The sequence below is a fragment of the Thalassovita taeanensis genome (genome assembly GCF_900110775.1).
Lineage (GTDB): Bacteria > Pseudomonadota > Alphaproteobacteria > Rhodobacterales > Rhodobacteraceae > Litorimicrobium > Litorimicrobium taeanense.
The window spans coordinates 17,818-35,125 of the sequence record NZ_FOEP01000006.1; the positions used below are offsets into that span (position 1 = coordinate 17,818).

Sequence of the window (17,308 nt, forward strand, 5' to 3'; positions counted from 1 at the left end):
CGAAAATCCAGACATGCAGAAGCAAGGTAGTGAGAGTCGGAATTTCAGTCAAGTAATTGTTATTAAATAGTAATTGTAAAACCCGCTTGCGCTGATGTCACAGTCGCTAACCACGTCAAGGTCTAGAATTGTATCTGGCCAGATCAGCATCTCTGATGTCGCTCGATGGCACCAACAGATAATGCGGTTCGTCAACGACCCCGCCTTTCTGATCCTCCACGGTCAATTAAAACAGCCCAACGAGGGCGTCGTTCGTCCACTGCGCCGCCGCCGTCGCGATTAGGCTGGCACACTGATCCCCTAAGCGGCTATTAGTGTTTCCCGATGTATTTTGAGATCGTCTGTGTCGCTCTTTGAGTTCCTACTGAAATCTAGCAAAACATGGTGACATGAGGCATATCGGTGGAAATACTCCAATTCACCCCAAGCGTTACAGAGATAGAACATGCTCTGCATCTTCTCTAGATAGCGCCACTGCATCAGATAAATCCGCGTCAAATCTCACATTGTAGATCGGGGCTGACTCGTCAACTTGCGGAACGGGAATAGTAGAGGCCCGAAACACAGCCAGTGATGCGCCGTCAGGAAATACCGACAGTGGTAATGCGGAGGCGTAGATGTCTTTACCGCCTTTCTTTAAGCACTGATGAAACAAACGGCTACGGTCATCGACATCCTCAATCAGTTCCAATACTTCGTCCATCAGTTCACCGACAGTCATTCCCGAAGGCAATTCGGCCAAGAGAACCGAGCAAATATAGGAATTGAGACCGCTGCTGGGTCTGACTTGCTCCATAGAGAAACGGTGCAGCCTGCGTGCCTTTGTGGTCGCTTTTACTTCCAAAACATGGCTCTCGCCAAGAAAATCGAACTGCGCTGACTTAGCCAGACACCATGCTCGTGCGACCTTAATCGGATCATGCGAGCGGCGGATCACATGTAATTCCCCCCAGAGGCCAATCACGTCTTTGACGCTAGTTTCTAACCGACTGAAAATCTCGGCAAGCGTAATGATCTTTGATCGTATTTCCTGTGATGAGTGCGGTCCCTTCTCGGCTAGAAACGCCTCTTCAAGTAAGCGCAGGAATATGCGGACGAGGTCAGCGTCATCATCTTTGAAGCTGACCACAGTGAAGGTGCCAACTTGACTGCGTCCGCCCTCCATAGCAATTTCACATCGCCTCGCGAACTCGACTTCAACGTATTTCAGTTTAAGGTCCGGCTGCTCTTCGCCTTTCGTGGTTTCAAATAACAATGAAGGGTGGCCGTTCGCATCTATTGAAAACCACAGGTCTGACCGTCCATCTACATCCTGACCAAAAAGATGATCACACTCGTCCGGAAACCTCGCTATCAGACCGTTATATTTATCAAATAGCATGTAGTTCACGCTCCACCCAAACCCTCTCACTTAGGTGTTCGGGGATATGAACAGCTAGCACTGGCACATCACTTAAGAGCCTGCCATTAGAAGTCTCCAGATCGTATCGGTGAATTTGGAACGTGATTTGGTTGTTTGACTTAACCTTTCGGGCACCCGGATAGTTTGTGCGAGCGTTGCTACCTTGAAAAAGGTTCTTGATCTTGGGTGGACTTTTTTCATCAAGCCCGCGTTTACCTACCACGTTCGACCAAGGTCCTGAAAATGCGTAGACGCTACATTGAATGTCGGGATCATCACCGACTAGCTTCTCAAGCCCCAGCATGACGGCAGAATGCTGAATGCCATCGCTCGGATGCTTATAACGTATCTGGCCAATGTAGGAAATAATTTCGCGGATCGGAATGCAATCGCTAAAAGCCGGTATCACCTGCTGCTCATTCCAACCTTCCTGCGAAAACTTGGTGAACTGGAAGTCAGCGAGCAGTTGCTCAACAACTCCACGGTTCTCACCAACTAACTCGGTATCATCGTAAGGGTATTCTGGAATAACCCAACCTTCGCGCCCTTTCGACTGATACATGTCTAGCAAAATTACGGATCGTCTCGTCGGATTCAAACCCTGACTCAAATACCATTCTCGCCGCCAATCTTTGAGCTTACCGCCCGCCGATATATGTGCCGAAATTAATTGACGGACAGATTCTTCGTGGACTACATAGTCTTCAAACGCCTGAATGTTTTCACTTGTCAGGTAGATGCGGCAAAGGCCCAAATAGCTCCTTTTATAACCGAAAAACCGGGCTCGCTGCTGGATATTGTCTGCGTTGCCAGCCCCGATTGAACGAGGCATGTATGAAACTGTCAGGCCTTCAACGGTGAAGCCCCTGTCAAGGCCGATGCCGCCAACAAGTATCCAACTGTAGTCACCCTTCCAATCAACCGTTGGTATTCTGTTCTTTGACCGGGTGTTGAGCTCTTCAATCGCAGTCTCAGAGATAGCATCATACAAGAAAGGTGAAATATCATCAAAACCGACACTGGTTGCATAAGTCTGCTTCAAACCATCAAAAGCATTCTGGAACTGAGCTAGAAGCTCGGCACGTTCAGAGTGGTGCACATCATCCAAAATCGTAGCCCAGTCATCTTTAAGCTGCCGGGACCAGCGCGCAAACATTAAATGATCGTCCTTAGCAATTGCCGGATGAATCATCATCGAACGATTTTTGCCGTTCTGATCGTCATCTTCCTGCAAGCCGATTGCGACTCCAACAAAGAAATCTCTAAGGGCTTGCAAAAAACTCTCGGGTGGAACTGTGGGACGATCATCACGATCAGGAACATCTGCCAATGGAATCAGTTCGATATATTTTTCGTTGCCTTCAATGAAGAACTCTTTGCCACCAACGTAGTGTGCGCCCGGTGTCAGCACCGCACCAAAATCTGGAGAAAGAGCATCAATGCGGCTAATCAGCAACGGCGCTTGGGGTGTCGCAGTATATAGCAGATAACTATGGTGAGGAAACTGCTCACGGAGTGCTGTTATTCGGGCGTAGGTGGTGCTTTCTTGCTCTTGCAGCGCCTTAGTATTCATGCCCGCCTGATCGCCCTCATCGTCGATTATAAGCGTTGGCACCTTCGACAGATCAACGCCGGAGAACAACTCAGCGAGGTTTCGAAGGTGGTCATGCTGCTTCATAGTCACAATCATCACAGTTCGCGCCCTCGGACTACCCCGTCGCCATTTTGCCAACTCACTCTTGACCCGGTCAATCTCGGCCTCTTGAAACCCCTTTTCTTTTGTTGTGAACAGCTTCCAATTCCGGTTGGTATCGACACCGAGGTCTTTTCTTAGTCTGTCGTAAGACTGCTCCACTAGGTTGTTTGTAGTGCCGGCTAAAAGAACAACAATTTGATAACCGTTGTCTCGCGCTAACGCAGAAAGGCCTGTGAAAGAGAGGGTTTTCCCGCTCTGAACATAACCAATGATGAGGCCAGTATTGTGGTCAGAAGGTGTCTTGGGATCAGCGCAACTACGCATGATCGCCATGGTTTCAGATACCAAGCTTTCTTTCTCACTATCAGAAAGTGATGTGTTTGAACTGACAAGATCGGTAATCTCTGTCCCTTGAACCGGATACCATTCTGCACCAGTTTCTCGACGGCTAATCCTGATAATACCTTCGTCACTCATCTCTGGTTGGCCTCGATAATAGTTTCTTGAGAATTTCACTTGAATACTGACGGATAACGGCGGGATTGCTCTTTGCAAGTTCGGCCGCGATGACTTCCGATAGTGCCATGCTAGCAGCGATACCAAGCACCGCAGATAATCCATCCGTTCCAAGGTTTGGGTATTGAGCCATGAAAGGATGCAACATCGCTAAACGTATGTCGATTTGGCGCGGATCGGGGTCTGCAATCGAGGGACGGTTTTGTATGGACAACCACTCACGCTCGCTTTCTGAATACGAAAGCTCAATCCTGACGATCCAAGGTTGATCTCGGAATGAAAAGTTAAACGTGACGACTTCCTGCTCCGCTTGAGACAATGGTGGCGGAGCCGAAAATATGGGTTCTGAACTGCCGGGTTCTGCGGACACAGCATCACTAACCGCAAAATCTTGTGCAGATAGGTTCTGGTGTTCAAATTGTTGAGCCGTGCCCTGAAGCGCAATGCTCGCTGTATGCCGGTTGTTTTTTGCATCCCTTTTGGTCGAGTAGTTGCGAACTTGTTGGAGCATCGGAAGGTCTTCAGAAGCAAGTAGTTTTCTCAGTTTCTTGAGGAATTCATCCTCGTTCTCTTCCCACTTGATGCCATCTTTGGTGTGGGAGACAAAGAACCCCTTCAGGTGGATTTCGCCAAACAGCCGCTGATATGCAAAGCTTGTTGAAGCACCAAAAATATCTTCTGGTCGATAGCTTTCGTCTGCGCTGCCAAGGATTAACCTGTCCCGTCTAAATATCGCGAGACCAGCCAACCTTGTGCTAGCTTTCTCACGAATTGCAACAAATCCTTTGGCAGACTTCCCATCACCCAAATCAAAGTCGACGTCACACTTCCATTCGATTTCCGGACCGTCAAAGTCTTTAAAGTGGGGTGCTGATAAAATCTTCGGCTCTTCGTAGGTCAACAATTCTTCATCAACATATAGTTCGACTTGCCCGCTCCGAATGAAAAGCCGATAGATGCTGGCGAGGTGTTCTTTGATCTTCCCAATAGTGCGCCCTTTGGGAAACCGCCTGATGTTTTCCAAGTGGATCTCGGTGTAGTGCTTGTCGTTGGCAACTGGCGACGAGATGACATTCAGTTCTTCGATTGAATCATGGACGATCTTGTCAATGTCAAAAAATACGGCTCGCTCCGTGTTCTCGCCCAATGCACTAGAACGAACACTCCAAGTCGGCGCAAACCAAGACGCTGCGCTCTTCATTCCCATACCGAACTCAGATAGGCCACTGGCATTAGGTGGGATTTCAGCGGGCCGAAACGCACGCTGATAGTCCGAAGAAGCTATTCCGGCCGCGTTGTCGCGCACAGTGATGCGGCTTTCAGCAGGCAAAAAGTCGATATCAATCCGAAGCTTGAACCTGCCACCAGTAACACTTTTCAGTTCTTTTCGATTGTCGATGCTACTCTGGATGGAGTTGTCAACGAACTCAGCGAGCGCGAACCAAGCCTTGTAGTTAAGGTGGGGTAGAACCGAGAGAACGTTGACACCGGGTCTGATGTTTACTGATCTGATGCCCGACATGCTATTCTGCTGCGACCGCGATAGCTGTGTCTAACTTCGGGACTTGCCCGTCTATCAAAGCGGAGAAGATACGTCGAACTACTTCCACATTCACAGCGTTGCCAAATGCCTTGTATGCACCGTTTTTGGTGTCCGGAAGATACCTTAAGTCACCCATGCTTTGCAGCCGACTACATTCACGAGGAGTCATGTAGCGCTGTTGCCACGCGACGATTGGAACTTGGCTTGTTGTCATCGCAATCAGCGAAGGCGCAGTATCAGTTCGCTTTACTCGGATACCACTTGCGCGGAACTGAACTATGTGTTGCCAGATATCGCGCGTCCCGCCTTTTATATTCCATTCCAGCTTCTGGAAGCTTGGTGGAAAAGAGCGAATTTTATCAAGCCATGGGTCAATAATATCCTGATGTTGAGCATAAAAGGCTCTATTCTTAATAATGAAGTCTGCTTTCCAACCGGGAAAGGTATCAAGTTTTGTGCAAGCATATCCTGGGAGTGATTTTTCTACCTGCTCCGGCTTTAACTGCTTAAGCTCTACCCCGAATGCTCCTCGATATTTCCCCAACCCTCTAAAGCCGAGCTTGTAAGGTGACTTACCTTCCAAGGGGTAATTTGCTCCAAACTCCATTGCCCAAATCGGGAAAGATGGAAGTTCAACCTCTTCTGGAAAAGCCGCAATAAATTCCTGCCACACCTCAATGTAACGAAGATGATTTGGGTTTAACTTTAACGCATCTCTCGGGTCATCGTCCAAAACAGACGAAATGGAAACCTCTGGTAATTTGGACGGCTTTGGCCAACTAAAATTTTTCAAGCCACCTTGGTTGAGCTTTGCCCCGACGATGAAGGCCCGCTCTCGCTTTTGTGGAACACCAAACATATGCGGCGACAATTTATCATGATCAATCTCGTATCCCACAGACTCAAGTCGCTCACAAATGGACCGCCAAGTCTCGCCGCCATTGTGGCGAACTAAGTTCGGCACATTTTCAATTATGAAAAACATAGGCTCCTTTTGGCGCAATATATCAACAACATAGTCAATGAGATTACCCCATTGAGGGCACTCTAAGCCCTTCTGATCACCGGCTTTCGAAAACGGCTGGCAAGGGAATCCTGCACACAAAACGTCGTGATCTGGGATCGAACTGATATCGACGGCTCGGATATCACCATGCGGCTTGATACCGAAATTCTTGCCATAAAGTTCGGCAAGGCTCTCGTTTAACTCAGAAGCAAAAACACATTCGGCACCAGTAGACGCTAAGGCCTGATGAAACCCACCGAGTCCGGCAAAAAGATCAATAAATTTCATCATGTTATATCATTTCTGGCGGGCGAGTGGTGCACTTGAGTCAACCAACAGTTGCGGCATTGTATGAGGGGACAATATAGTATGCGTTCCCCGCGTCAACGCAACATGCTGGGTTTGTCAACGGATTTTTTTCGCACTGCGTTGATGTGGCGGTCTGCTCCACAACCTGCAATGCTTGTCTAACTGCCCCCTCTGGGTCAGCAGAGCGCCGCTCCAACGCTTTAGACTACGCGGCATGGACAGCGGGCGCGTCGTAGCTCGTCAGTATGTTTGGGATCTCTGCACCGGCAGCACTTCCACCAGTTTCCAAAAATTCCAGCAGTGGAACGAATTTCCTATTTAGGTAATCCCGGCGGGCAGCATAGGCTCCCCCGCCCTCATGGACCGCTTTCATTTTCGCCCAGAGGTTCGGTTCGACGAGACATCTGACAACAAAACTTGGCAGCAACCTCTTTGTCACGGGGTTGGAAACAAACTCTGAACGCAAAGTTTGATAGACCAAAGTGCTCAACGAACCGCCTGTAGCAACTGCTTCGATAGTGTTTTTCAACACCAACGCACGGTCCAAGCGCTGCTCTGGAAGAGCCTCAAGATTGTTCAACAAGAGCACCCCCGTGGCGCGGCTTGATGTAGGTATTACCAACAAACGGGCAACGGGTCTGATCCGCGAACACGCGGCCTGCCGGATCGAGCGGCTCGAAGCCAAAAAATTCAGTTACTTGAAGTGCCACTCCGGCACATTCGAGTAGTGGGCACGGTTTATCAAAAGAGAAATTACACCGTGTTATTGAGATCACCTTAATTAAACCGCGCACGCAATTGAGGCGCAAAAAAATGTGACCCCTTTTGCAGATGCTATTCAAGTGAGGTGCTGGAAATGGTAAACAAGTGGCACAATCAAAGCCCCTGCCGAAAGCCTGTCCAATTCTCGCAACCGCCGATCATAACACCCACCTAATTCAGTTGGTTTCCCTTGTTAGCGGAAACGATCTGGCAAAAGCGCATGGCTATGACGGTGTCACAGCACAGTGCCGCGCGTGGTGGCGGTCGATGGGTATCCGCCCCTTGCCGGGGCGTAAAAATGTGTATGATCCCGTGCAGGTGCGCCATTGCCTTAACCAGCAACAAGGACTGATACCCAAAGAAGACGAAAGGGACGCCGCGCCCACGTCCCACGTCGAGCAAAGAAAGGCCCGCAAACGTGCCCAGTGATAGCTTGCCCCCCGAAGTCCATCGCGTGAAGGCAAAGCTGGCTGATGGCTCCGCGATGTTCTATTTCAGCTTGCGCGGGCGCACGGGGACGGGGTTCTACAAATCGCCGGAACGCCTCCCGCGTGAGCGGGAATTTCATGCCGCATACGTTGCAGCGATGGACGCCGCCTTGCCGAAATCGTCGAGCTATCTGACCTGTCACATGGTAGATGACTATATCGCATCCCCGAAGTTCCAGCGACTGAAATCTCGCACGCAAGCAGACTACCGGGTTTGGCTGGACCGCTTTTCAAAAGAGTTTGGAGCTGATCCCGCCGCGATGTTTCAGGAATGGGAGTCGTTGGCGGAAGTCGAAGACTGGCGTGATCAATGGAGTCACAGCCCTAAACAATTTGACTACGCCGGGACCGTCGCCACGATTTTGCTTAACTGGGGTGTGAGGCGCGGCAAGCTCAAGCGCCACCATTGCAGTTTCGAAAAGGTTTACAAGGCACATCGCGCCGCAATCATCTGGACGCAGCAACACATCGACCAGTTTCTGAAAACGGCGCCAGACCACATAGGGCGGGTTCTCATCGCTGCGACCGAGACCGGCCTGCGACCAGCCGATCTCGTGCAACTCCGCCGCTTCAACGTCGAAACGCTGGAATCCGGCAATCGCCGTCTGCGCATCCCGACAGAGAAGCGCGGGGTGTTCGCCCACATTCCGATCACGCAGAAAATGGGGCAAATTATTGATTCCGTCCCCGAGGGTCAGGAGTATCTGCTCACAAACGCCAGCGGTAAACCGTGGACGGCACGATACGCATCACAGCGGTTAAGTGCTTACAAGAACCAAGCTGGTCTCACAGAGGATGCGCTGGGCTACAGTCTGCACCTGCATGATTGCCGGGGCACCGCGACGACGAAGCTCTTGGAGGCTGGCGCGGATGCGTTTCAGCTTGCGACCGTATTCGGCTGGAACCTGCGCTACGCCACTCAGATGATTGAAGTCTATGCAGTCGTCGGAGGTGACAAAACCGACAAGATTCTCGAACTTTTTGCAAAGGCGGAAAAGAACGCCACCAGAACGTAATTGTAAAATGCCCTGTAAAATGGCTCCCTGTAAATCGGCCACATTACGTCTAAGTCATTGAAAATAAATGGAGGCGAGTATCGGAATCGAACCGATATACGCGGATTTGCAATCCGCTGCGTCACCACTCCGCCAACTCGCCGCCTAAGTGGTATCGAGCCGATTATAGGATAATTTGAGATGCCGCAAGGCCTAGGCAGCGTCGATTTGACGTTTCAATGCCGTTGCCGGTTGTTTCCGAATGTGAGAAAACGTAAATCAGGAATCTGAACGAAAGAGTTTAGCTTATGACAGACTTTGCCGCCCGCCGTACCACAATGGTCGATACGCAGGTTCGCCCGTCGGACGTGACCAAATTTCCGATCATCGACGCGATGTTGTCCGTTCCGCGCGAGGAATTTGTGCCCGGCGACAAGATAGAAGCCGCATATATCGGGGAAAACCTTGATCTTGGCGGGCGTCGTGTCATGCTGGAACCACGCACGCTGGCAAAGATGCTTGATGCGCTGGATGTCCAAGGCGATGAGTTGGCGTTGGATCTGGGGTGCGGGCTGGGGTATTCTTCCGCCGTGCTTGCGCGCATGGCAGAAGCGGTCGTTGCAGTAGAAGAGGATGAGGCGCTGTTAAATGATGCACAGGCTGCACTGACGCGCTGCGGCGCGGACAATGTGATCCTGTATCAGGGCGCTTTGGCCGAAGGGGCTGCCAAACACGGCCCCTATGATGTGATCATGGTGGAAGGCGCGGTCGAGCATTTGCCTGCGGGCCTTCTGGATCAGTTGAAAGAAGGCGGGCGCATGGCGTGCCTGTTTGCCGAGGGTGCCTTGGGTGTCGTACGAATCGGTTACAAGATTGATGGGGAGGTCACATGGCGATTTGCGTTTAACGCAGGCGCACCGGTGCTTCCCGGGTTCGAACGCCACAGCGCGTTCAAACTCTAAACCTCAAGCGGCGCGCCGTTGAGGCGCGCGGCCAAAAAATCAGGCGCGTCTGACAACGGAGCAGGACATGCAAGTGAAGAAACTGAAAAGAAAACTGCAGACGGGAACGGCGGTGGTTTTTCTTGCCATGTCTGCACCGGTCATGGCTTCGGCCGAAACTCTGGCTGATGCGATGGCGGATGCCTATACTAATAGCGGGTTATTGCATCAATACCGCGCCGTGTTGCGGGCCGCGGACGAAGATGTGGCTGTCGCCGTGTCATCGATGCGTCCGGTGCTCAATTGGGCGGCGGATGTGACGCGCTCGTTTGGGCGTGCCTATACTGCCAGCACAATTTTGGGTCCGGTCGATTCGTCTTCGACGTCGACGTCGCTTGGTCTGGCGGCCGAGCTTGTTATCTATGACGGCGGCGACACCAAGCTCAGGGTCGAGGCGGCGAAGGAATCTGTTCTGGCAACGCGGCAGGCGCTTGTCGGGGTCGAGCAGGACATTCTTCTGCAAGCTGTTGATGCTTATACCAGCGTGCGGACACAAATCGAAACAGTTGCCCTGCGCGAAAACAACGTGCGGGTGATCGGTGAAGAATTGCGCGCCGCCCGCGACCGGTTTGAAGTGGGCGAAGTGACTCGCACCGATGTCGCCCAAGCCGAGGCGCGCTTGGCCGCCGCACGCAGCGCTTTGGCGCAGGCTCAGGGCAATCTGACCGCAGCCCGCGAGTATTTTAACGCAGCAGTGGGGCGCAAGGCCGGTCGGCTCAGCGCACCGCCCACGGCCCCTGCGACGGCCAGAACGGTCGATGCGGCCAAGGCACTGGCGCTGCGCGCCCATCCCGATCTCCTCAAGGCGCAACACGAAGCCGCTGCCGCTGATCTGGCTGTGGCGATCGCTGCGGCTTCGATTCAGCCACGGGTGACGCTGAATGGCACCTATGGCATTCAGGAAACATTCGACAGCCGGAATTTCAGCAAGGGCGGCACCGTCGGCATTGAGGTCTCGGGCCCGATTTATGCCGGAGGCAAAATCCCGGCGCTGTACCGTCAGGCGATGGCCAATCGCGAGGCTGCACGGGCAAACCTGCATGTGGTCGGCATCACGCTGGCGCAGAATGTCGGCACATCCTATGCGCAGTTGCAGGTGGCCCGCGCCGCCCGCGAGGCAAGCAATCAACAGGTCAGCGCATCGCGCGTGGCCTTCCGCGGTGTGCGCGAAGAGGCGACGCTGGGCGCACGTACCACGCTGGATGTGTTGAACGCGGAACAGGAACTGCTCGATGCGCAGGCAAACCTGATCACCGCGACTGCCAGTGAATATCTGGCGTCATATTCGCTGTTGTCTGCCATGGGTCTGTTGACGGCAGAGCATCTGAACCTCAAGGTGCAGCGCTATGATGCTGCGGCCTATTTCAATCAGGTCAAGGATGCCCCGGTCGCCGTAAGCGAGCGGGGCCGCAAGCTGGACAAAGTCCTGCGCGGATTGGGAAAAGAGTAATAGCCGCTCTATCGGTTGTGAGAATCTCTGCCCGGGGTTAAACTCGGGTGGAGGCAAGAGTGGAATAAAAAATGTCCGACCCCGTGACAAATGTGGAAATCGAGGATGTGCTGTCATCTATCCGGCGGCTTGTGTCCGAGGATGCACGCCCGCGTGTCTTGACGCCGAAAGCGCCGAGCAGGCTGGTGCTGACCCCCGCGCTGCGGGTTGCCGACGCGCCTACGCCAGTGCAGGACACCGAGGATCACGGTGCCCCTTCCCAGCCCGACGTCACAGAACCCGCACAAGTGGAAGATGTGCCCGCCGAGGCGGCGTTTTTCGCGCACGTGCAGCCGTCTGTTGAGCCTGTTTCGGACGCGCCGCATCTTGACGAGGCCGCAGCTGAGGAAGCCGAGCACGACGATGACAGTCTGACGCTTGAGGATCGTATCGCCGAGTTGGAAGCCGTGGTTGCCGGGCAGGACGATCAGTGGGAACCTGATGGCGAAGGCAATGATGACTATGCCGGTGGTGCGGTCGGATCCCTTCAGTGGGAGGATCACCTTCCCGAAGAGGATGAGGCCGAGGACGTTGAAGAATGGACTGAAGCCCAAAAAGATGCGGTGGAAGAGGCCGAGTTTGTCGAGGACGCGCCATCTGACTCAAGCACTCCGCTGACCGACTGGGACGAGGATGCGCTGGCCGAGCCGCCCCTGATGCAGGATACACGGGCCCAGCCAGAAGTTGACGCCGAGCTGGAAGTTGACGACGGGTTGGACTCTGATCCTCCTGAGGCTGATCTGGGCCTTTTGGCCTCGGACGATACGATTCTGGACGAAGAATCGCTGCGCGAATTGGTTGCCGATATTGTGCGGCAGGAATTGCAGGGCGTTCTGGGCGAACGGATTACGCGCAACGTGCGCAAGCTGGTCCGGCGCGAAATTCACCGCGCCTTGACCAGTCAGGAATTGGAGTAACCGCCCGAGGGTGGCTGTGCCAGCGATAGCAGCAGATCAAGATCAAGATGGGTTTCCAGATGTGCCGCCAGCGCATTGAGAACTTGTTCCAGATCGTTGGAATACCGGATTTCTGACGCGGCCCCCAGTTGTCGCAGGTAAGCGGCGCGAAAGCGATCCGAGCTGAACAGCCCATGCAGGTAACAGCCCCGGATCCGTCCATCCGCCGTGGCGGCACCTTCGGCGTGGCCTGCGATCGACAGCCAGGGGTTGGCACAATCGGCGCCGGTGGTTTCACCAATGTGGATCTCGTACCCCGAAACCGTATCGCCAGTGGGCAGATAGGTGGCTTCAGTCAGTGTCAGGTGCTTTTGCGGCGTCATCACGGTGCAAACATCCAGCAGGCCAAGCCCCGCCACGCTGCCCGCAGGGCCTTCGATACCCTGCGGGTCAGCAATCTGGCGGCCCAGCATCTGATAGCCGCCGCAAATACCCAGAACATGCCCGCCGCGCCGGATATGGGCGTGTAGGTCGATATCCCACCCCTGCGCGCGGAAATGCGCCAGATCAGCGATGGTGGATTTCGATCCGGGGATCAGCACCAGATCGGCATCACCGGGCAGGGGGCGGCCCTGCTCGATGATCTCGACCGTGACGCCGGGTTCGGCGCTAAGCGGGTCGAGGTCATCAAAGTTGGCAATCCGCGACAGGCGTGGCACCGCCACTTTGCAGGCCCCCCCAACGCGCGAGGCGACATCCATCACATCCTCGGCCGGTAGGCGCCAGGCATCGGCAAACCACGGCACCACACCCAGCGAGGGCCAGCCAGTATGCGCGGTGATGGTGACAAGCCCGTCATCAAACAGGCTGACATCGCCGCGAAACTTGTTGATGGCAAAGGCTTTGATCCGGGTGGCGTCCTCGGGCGGCAGAACCGTCTGGGTGCCCACCAACTGCGCAATCACGCCGCCACGATCAATGTCCCCGACCAGAACCACAGGCAGGCCTGCGGCTTCGGCAAAGCCCATGTTGGCGATGTCGCCTGCGCGCAGATTGACCTCGGCAGGGCTGCCGGCGCCTTCGATCAGAACCAGATCGGCTTGCGCGCACAGGCGGTGAAAGCTTTGCAGCGCGGGCGCCAGAAGCTGCGGCTTGGCCTTGGCGTAGTCACGGGCGCGCAGGGTGGCAAAGCGCTGCCCCTGCACGATCACCTGTGCGCCGATATCCGATTCGGGTTTCAGCAGAACGGGGTTCATATCCGTGTGCGGTGGCACCCGTGCGGCCAGCGACTGAAGCGCCTGCGCGCGGCCAATCTCGCCGCCATCTTCGGTGACTGCGGCGTTGTTGGACATGTTCTGCGGTTTGAACGGCCGTACCGACAGGCCGCGATTGGCGAATGCGCGGGCCAGACCGGCCACAAGCATCGACTTGCCCACGTTCGAGCCGGCCCCTTGTATCATGATCGCGCGTGCCATTGTCGTCTCCTGCATGTTGGGCAGGCATAGCGCGGCGCGCGGCGCACGTCACTATGGGCAGGCAACAAAGATGAGGGGGGCGGGGCTGTGCGAAAAGAAAACGCGCCCTGAGCAGGGCGCGTCTTTCATTGTCCTGACCTTCGAGAAGGGCAGGAGTCTAGGCTGCTTCGGCTTGCTGAGCGGCGTTGCGGCGTTCGCTTTCTTCGCGCGACAGCGCGACGGAGGTGCGCACACCTTTACCGACGAAATCCATCAGACCGGTCACAACCCGCTCGTTGGGGTCGATACCAGCGCAGGACAGAACCTCGCGGCCATCGCGGGACCGGGCCCAGCGTGCGATCTGCTCGGGGCCGTTGCCATATTTCTTATCATCGGCGATTGCATCGTCGAGTGCAGCCAACACAACGGCTGCGAACAGTTTGCGTGCACGGTTGCCTTGCTCATTATTGAAGGCAGTGCCGTCAACGAAATCTTTCATGATTCGTCCTTGATTATTGCTCTTGCGTTTTCGGGCGTGGCGCTGCTTATGACTGATTGAGTTCGATTCGGATAGAGCAATTACGCATAGCTTTCATGCAAATTTCGCATAACTTCCGCATATCCGACACGACATCTCGTCTTCTTGCCACGGGGGTGAACGCCAGATATAGGGTTGCACAAAGATCAATCAACCTTTTGCCATGGTTTTGCCCAATGCCCAAAATTAACGGAAACGAAATTCGCCCCGGTAACGTGCTTGAACACGACGGCCATCTGTGGGTCGCGGTCAAGGTCGATCACGTCAAGCCCGGCAAGGGCGGCGCTTTTGCTCAGGTCGAGATGAAAAACCTGCGCAACGGCTCGAAGTTGAACGAGCGGTTCCGCAGCGCGGACAAGGTCGAGCGCGTGCGTCTGGACCAGAAAGATCAGCAATTTCTGTATGAAACCGATGGAATGTTGGTTTTTATGGACACCGAAACCTATGAGCAGGTCGAACTGCCTGCCGACCTGTTGGGCGAGCGTCGCCCATTCTTGCAGGACGGCATGACCATCCACATCGAGTTTTACGAAAGCGAGGCGCTGAACGCGACTTTGCCGCAGAAAGTGACCTGCAAGATCGCCGAGACCGAGCCGGTTGTAAAAGGTCAGACGGCTGCCAACAGCTTCAAACCCGCGATTCTGGACAATGGCGTCAAGGTCATGGTGCCGCCCTTCGTGGGGCAGGACGAGCTGATCGTGGTGAACACCGAGACAATGGAATACGCCGAGCGCGCCTGAGCGCATGACGTGACGTTATGATCGTGTGATACGAAAAAGGGTGCGCTGCAAAGCGCACCCTTTTGGTTTTTGGGCGTGTCAGATCAGACCGACATGCAGATATATTTCATTTCAAGGTAATCCTCGATGCCGTGATGGCTGCCTTCGCGGCCAAGGCCGGATTGCTTGACGCCGCCAAACGGTGCCACCTCGGTCGAGATGATGCCGGTGTTGACGCCGACGATGCCATATTCCAGCGCCTCGGCCACTTTGTAGACCCGGCTGAGATCCTTGGCGTAGAAATATGATGCCAGACCAAAGATCGTATCATTGGCCAGCTCGATGACCTCGTCCTCATCCGTGAATTTGAACAGGGGCGCGAAGGGGCCAAAGGTTTCCTCGGTCGAAACGATCATGTCGCGGGTCATGCCGGTCATGATTGTCGGCGAAAGATAGGTGCCAGGGCCTTGCTGCGCCCCACCGCCAAGGATGACTTTGCCGCCTTTGGCGGTGGCATCCGCCACATGCTCCTGAACCTTTTTGATCGCGGCGCTGTTGATCAGCGGCCCCAGATCAGTACCGGGTTCCAAGCCATCGCCGACTTTCATCTTCTCAACAGCGGCTTTCAGCTTGGCCGCGAAGGCATCGTAAACGCCTGCCTGGACATAAATCCGGTTGGCGCAGACGCAGGTCTGACCATTGTTGCGGAACTTGCACATGATCGCGCCTTCGACGGCGGCATCAAGGTCGGCGTCATCGAACACGATGAACGGCGCGTTGCCGCCCAGCTCCATCGAGCATTTCATCACCTGATCGGCGGCTTGGCGCAGCAGGATCCGGCCGACGTTGGTTGATCCGGTGAAGGTCAGCTTGCGCACGGTAGGGTTCTCGCAGAACTCCTTGCCGGTGTCGGAGGCATTGGTGGTCGTGACGATCGACAGTACGCCCTTGGGCAGGCCCGCGCGTTCGGCCAGCACGCCAAGTGCCAGTGCAGACAGCGGCGTCAGCTCGGACGGGCGGGCGACAAAGGCGCAACCTGCGGCCAGCGCGGGGGCGGCCTTGCGGGTGATCATCGCGGTGGGAAAGTTCCACGGCGTGATCGAGGCGGCAACGCCGATCGGTTGCTTGATGACGGTAATGCGCTTGTCACGCTGGTGGCCGGGGATCGTCTCGCCATAGATCCGCTTGGCCTCTTCGCCGAAAAACTCGATGAACGAGGCGCCATAGGCGATCTCGCCCTTGGCCTCGGCGTGAGGTTTGCCCTGTTCGGCGGTCAGGATGGTGGCCAGATCATCCTGATTTTCCATCATCAGATCGAACCAGCGGCGCAGGATCGCGGCGCGTTCCTTGCCGGTGTATTTCGCCCATTCTTTCTGGGCCGTGGCGGCCGTGGCGATGGCATGGGCCACCTGCGCGCGGCTGAGGTCGGCGACATTGGCGATCACATCGCCGCGCGCGGGGTTTGTCACCTCGAAGGTCGCGCTTTCGTCACCATCCACCCAGTCGCCATCGACATAGGCCCGATCAGCCAGCAGAGAGGGGTCTTTCAGTAGCGACTTCAAATCTGTTTTTGCGTCCAGCATGGGGCGTTCCTCCGGTTTTTCTCTCGCCAAGGGAAATCATCTGGCGTTACTCTTGTCCAGAGCTAGACTGAAGGAGACTGCCGTGGAGCTGGACGATGCCTATGCCAATGCGGCCCATATCGAGGGCAGCGCGGCCTATCCTGATCGCTGGGCGGCCACTGCGGCGGCGTTCCGCGAGGGGATGATTGAGCAGGGGCTGGCCGATCTGGACATCCCTTATGGCGACAGTGCGCGTCAACGGTTTGACCTGTTCCGCCCCGAAGGCTTGGCCAAGGGGCTGCTGATATTTGTGCATGGCGGATATTGGCTGCGGTTTGACAAGTCATATTGGTCGCATCTTGCGGCTGGCGCGTTAGAGCGCGGGTGGGCGGTGGCGATGCCGTCGTATGATCTGTGCCCGCAGGTGACGATTGCCGCGATCACGGCGCAGATTGCCCGGATGGTGCCGGTGGCGGCCAGCATGGTGGCGGGGCCGCTGGTGTTGGCGGGGCATTCGGCGGGCGGGCATCTTGTGGCGCGGATGGCGGTGCCGGGTGTGTTGCCCGAGGCCGTGGCCGCGCGGGTGACGCGGGTCATGCCGATCTCGCCGGTGGCGGATTTGCGACCGTTGCTGCGCACCTCGATGAATGCGCAATTCGGGCTGGACGAAGACGCAGCGGGGGCCGAAAGCCCGGCCCTGATGCAGCCTTTGCCGGGCGTGGAGGTCACGGTCTGGGTCGGCGGAGACGAGCGCCCGGCCTTTCTGGATCAGGCGCAGGCGCTGGCGGATGCCTGGGGCGCGCGCTGTGTGGTCGAGGCGGGGCGGCATCATTTCGATGTGATTGAAGGCCTGTCGGATCGCAATAATCCGATGATGATCCGCCTGCTGGCGGGGTGATCCCCAGCGGGTGGATGTGCTGCGCGGGATGAAA

At 55.3% G+C, this 17,308-nt stretch carries 15 protein-coding genes and 1 tRNA gene; 6 read left to right on the top strand and 10 right to left on the bottom strand.

All coding sequences use genetic code 11. The features are described from left to right. Nucleotides 1-430 precede the first annotated feature (430 nt). The 6 genes from BSF79_RS09825 to BSF79_RS19755 form a co-directional block, all read right to left on the bottom strand. On the bottom strand, nucleotides 431-1,381 hold the full coding sequence (locus BSF79_RS09825) for a PD-(D/E)XK motif protein (protein ID WP_090269734.1): 951 nt from the start codon (nucleotides 1,379-1,381) through the stop codon (nucleotides 431-433). Further along, complete coding sequence (locus tag BSF79_RS09830) at nucleotides 1,371-3,575, bottom strand: Z1 domain-containing protein (RefSeq protein ID WP_175545300.1); 2,205 nt, start codon at nucleotides 3,573-3,575, stop codon at nucleotides 1,371-1,373. The genes BSF79_RS09825 and BSF79_RS09830 overlap by 11 nt, the downstream gene beginning before the upstream one ends. Further along, nucleotides 3,568-5,136, bottom strand: a complete 1,569-nt coding sequence (locus tag BSF79_RS09835) for an ATP-binding protein (RefSeq protein WP_090269736.1) — start codon at nucleotides 5,134-5,136, stop codon at nucleotides 3,568-3,570. Before BSF79_RS09835 ends, BSF79_RS09830 begins: the two co-directional genes overlap by 8 nt. Before the next feature lies 1 nt (nucleotide 5,137). Next, nucleotides 5,138-6,451, bottom strand: coding sequence for a DNA cytosine methyltransferase (locus BSF79_RS09840; protein WP_090269910.1), 1,314 nt, complete (start codon nucleotides 6,449-6,451; stop codon nucleotides 5,138-5,140). 226 nt (nucleotides 6,452-6,677) lie between these two features. Continuing rightward, nucleotides 6,678-7,052, bottom strand: a complete 375-nt coding sequence (locus BSF79_RS09845) for a hypothetical protein (RefSeq protein ID WP_139246426.1) — start codon at nucleotides 7,050-7,052, stop codon at nucleotides 6,678-6,680. Continuing rightward, on the bottom strand, nucleotides 7,039-7,182 hold the full coding sequence (locus BSF79_RS19755; protein ID WP_175545301.1) for a hypothetical protein: 144 nt from the start codon (nucleotides 7,180-7,182) through the stop codon (nucleotides 7,039-7,041). The genes BSF79_RS09845 and BSF79_RS19755 overlap by 14 nt, the downstream gene beginning before the upstream one ends. Nucleotides 7,183-7,652: 470 nt before the next feature. Here BSF79_RS19755 and BSF79_RS09850 point away from each other — a divergent pair, with 470 nt between their 5' ends. Further along, a complete protein-coding gene (locus BSF79_RS09850; RefSeq protein ID WP_175545303.1) occupies nucleotides 7,653-8,738 on the top strand; it encodes a tyrosine-type recombinase/integrase in 1,086 nt (361 codons plus the stop codon). A gap of 68 nt (nucleotides 8,739-8,806) precedes the next feature. On the opposite strand, the gene BSF79_RS09855 is transcribed toward BSF79_RS09850, so the two are convergent. After that, nucleotides 8,807-8,880 (bottom strand) — tRNA-Cys (locus BSF79_RS09855). Between the two features lie 145 nt (nucleotides 8,881-9,025). Here BSF79_RS09855 and BSF79_RS09860 point away from each other — a divergent pair. The 3 genes from BSF79_RS09860 (at nucleotide 9,026) to BSF79_RS09870 (ending at nucleotide 12,124) form a co-directional block, all read left to right on the top strand. Then, entirely contained in the window at nucleotides 9,026-9,679 is a 654-nt protein-coding gene (locus tag BSF79_RS09860) for a protein-L-isoaspartate O-methyltransferase family protein (protein WP_090269739.1), read from the top strand. A 67-nt stretch (nucleotides 9,680-9,746) separates the two neighbouring features. Then, a complete protein-coding gene (locus BSF79_RS09865) occupies nucleotides 9,747-11,168 on the top strand; it encodes a TolC family outer membrane protein (protein WP_090269740.1) in 1,422 nt (473 codons plus the stop codon). Between the two features lie 71 nt (nucleotides 11,169-11,239). Then, entirely contained in the window at nucleotides 11,240-12,124 is an 885-nt protein-coding gene (locus BSF79_RS09870) for a hypothetical protein (protein ID WP_090269741.1), read from the top strand. Here BSF79_RS09870 and BSF79_RS09875 read toward each other — a convergent pair. Together BSF79_RS09875 and BSF79_RS09880 are read right to left on the bottom strand one after the other, a co-directional pair. Beyond that, nucleotides 12,109-13,578, bottom strand: a complete 1,470-nt coding sequence (locus BSF79_RS09875; protein ID WP_090269742.1) for a cobyric acid synthase — start codon at nucleotides 13,576-13,578, stop codon at nucleotides 12,109-12,111. The genes BSF79_RS09870 and BSF79_RS09875 overlap by 16 nt on opposite strands. A 157-nt stretch (nucleotides 13,579-13,735) precedes the next feature. Continuing rightward, nucleotides 13,736-14,056, bottom strand: coding sequence for a DUF6280 family protein (locus BSF79_RS09880; protein ID WP_008228933.1), 321 nt, complete (start codon nucleotides 14,054-14,056; stop codon nucleotides 13,736-13,738). Nucleotides 14,057-14,271: 215 nt separating this feature from the next. Here BSF79_RS09880 and efp point away from each other — a divergent pair, with 215 nt between their 5' ends. Continuing rightward, nucleotides 14,272-14,835, top strand: a complete 564-nt coding sequence (efp, locus tag BSF79_RS09885; protein ID WP_090269743.1) for an elongation factor P — start codon at nucleotides 14,272-14,274, stop codon at nucleotides 14,833-14,835. 83 nt (nucleotides 14,836-14,918) lie between these two features. On the opposite strand, the gene BSF79_RS09890 is transcribed toward efp, so the two are convergent. Beyond that, nucleotides 14,919-16,397: an NAD-dependent succinate-semialdehyde dehydrogenase gene (locus tag BSF79_RS09890; RefSeq protein ID WP_090269744.1), complete on the bottom strand. Its 1,479-nt coding sequence runs from the start codon at nucleotides 16,395-16,397 to the stop codon at nucleotides 14,919-14,921. Between the two features lie 82 nt (nucleotides 16,398-16,479). Here BSF79_RS09890 and BSF79_RS09895 point away from each other — a divergent pair, with 82 nt between their 5' ends. Beyond that, nucleotides 16,480-17,274 carry an alpha/beta hydrolase gene (locus tag BSF79_RS09895; protein WP_090269745.1) on the top strand — a complete coding sequence of 265 codons (795 nt, stop codon included), beginning with the start codon at nucleotides 16,480-16,482 and terminating at the stop codon, nucleotides 17,272-17,274. The last annotated feature ends 34 nt before the right edge of the window (nucleotides 17,275-17,308 follow it).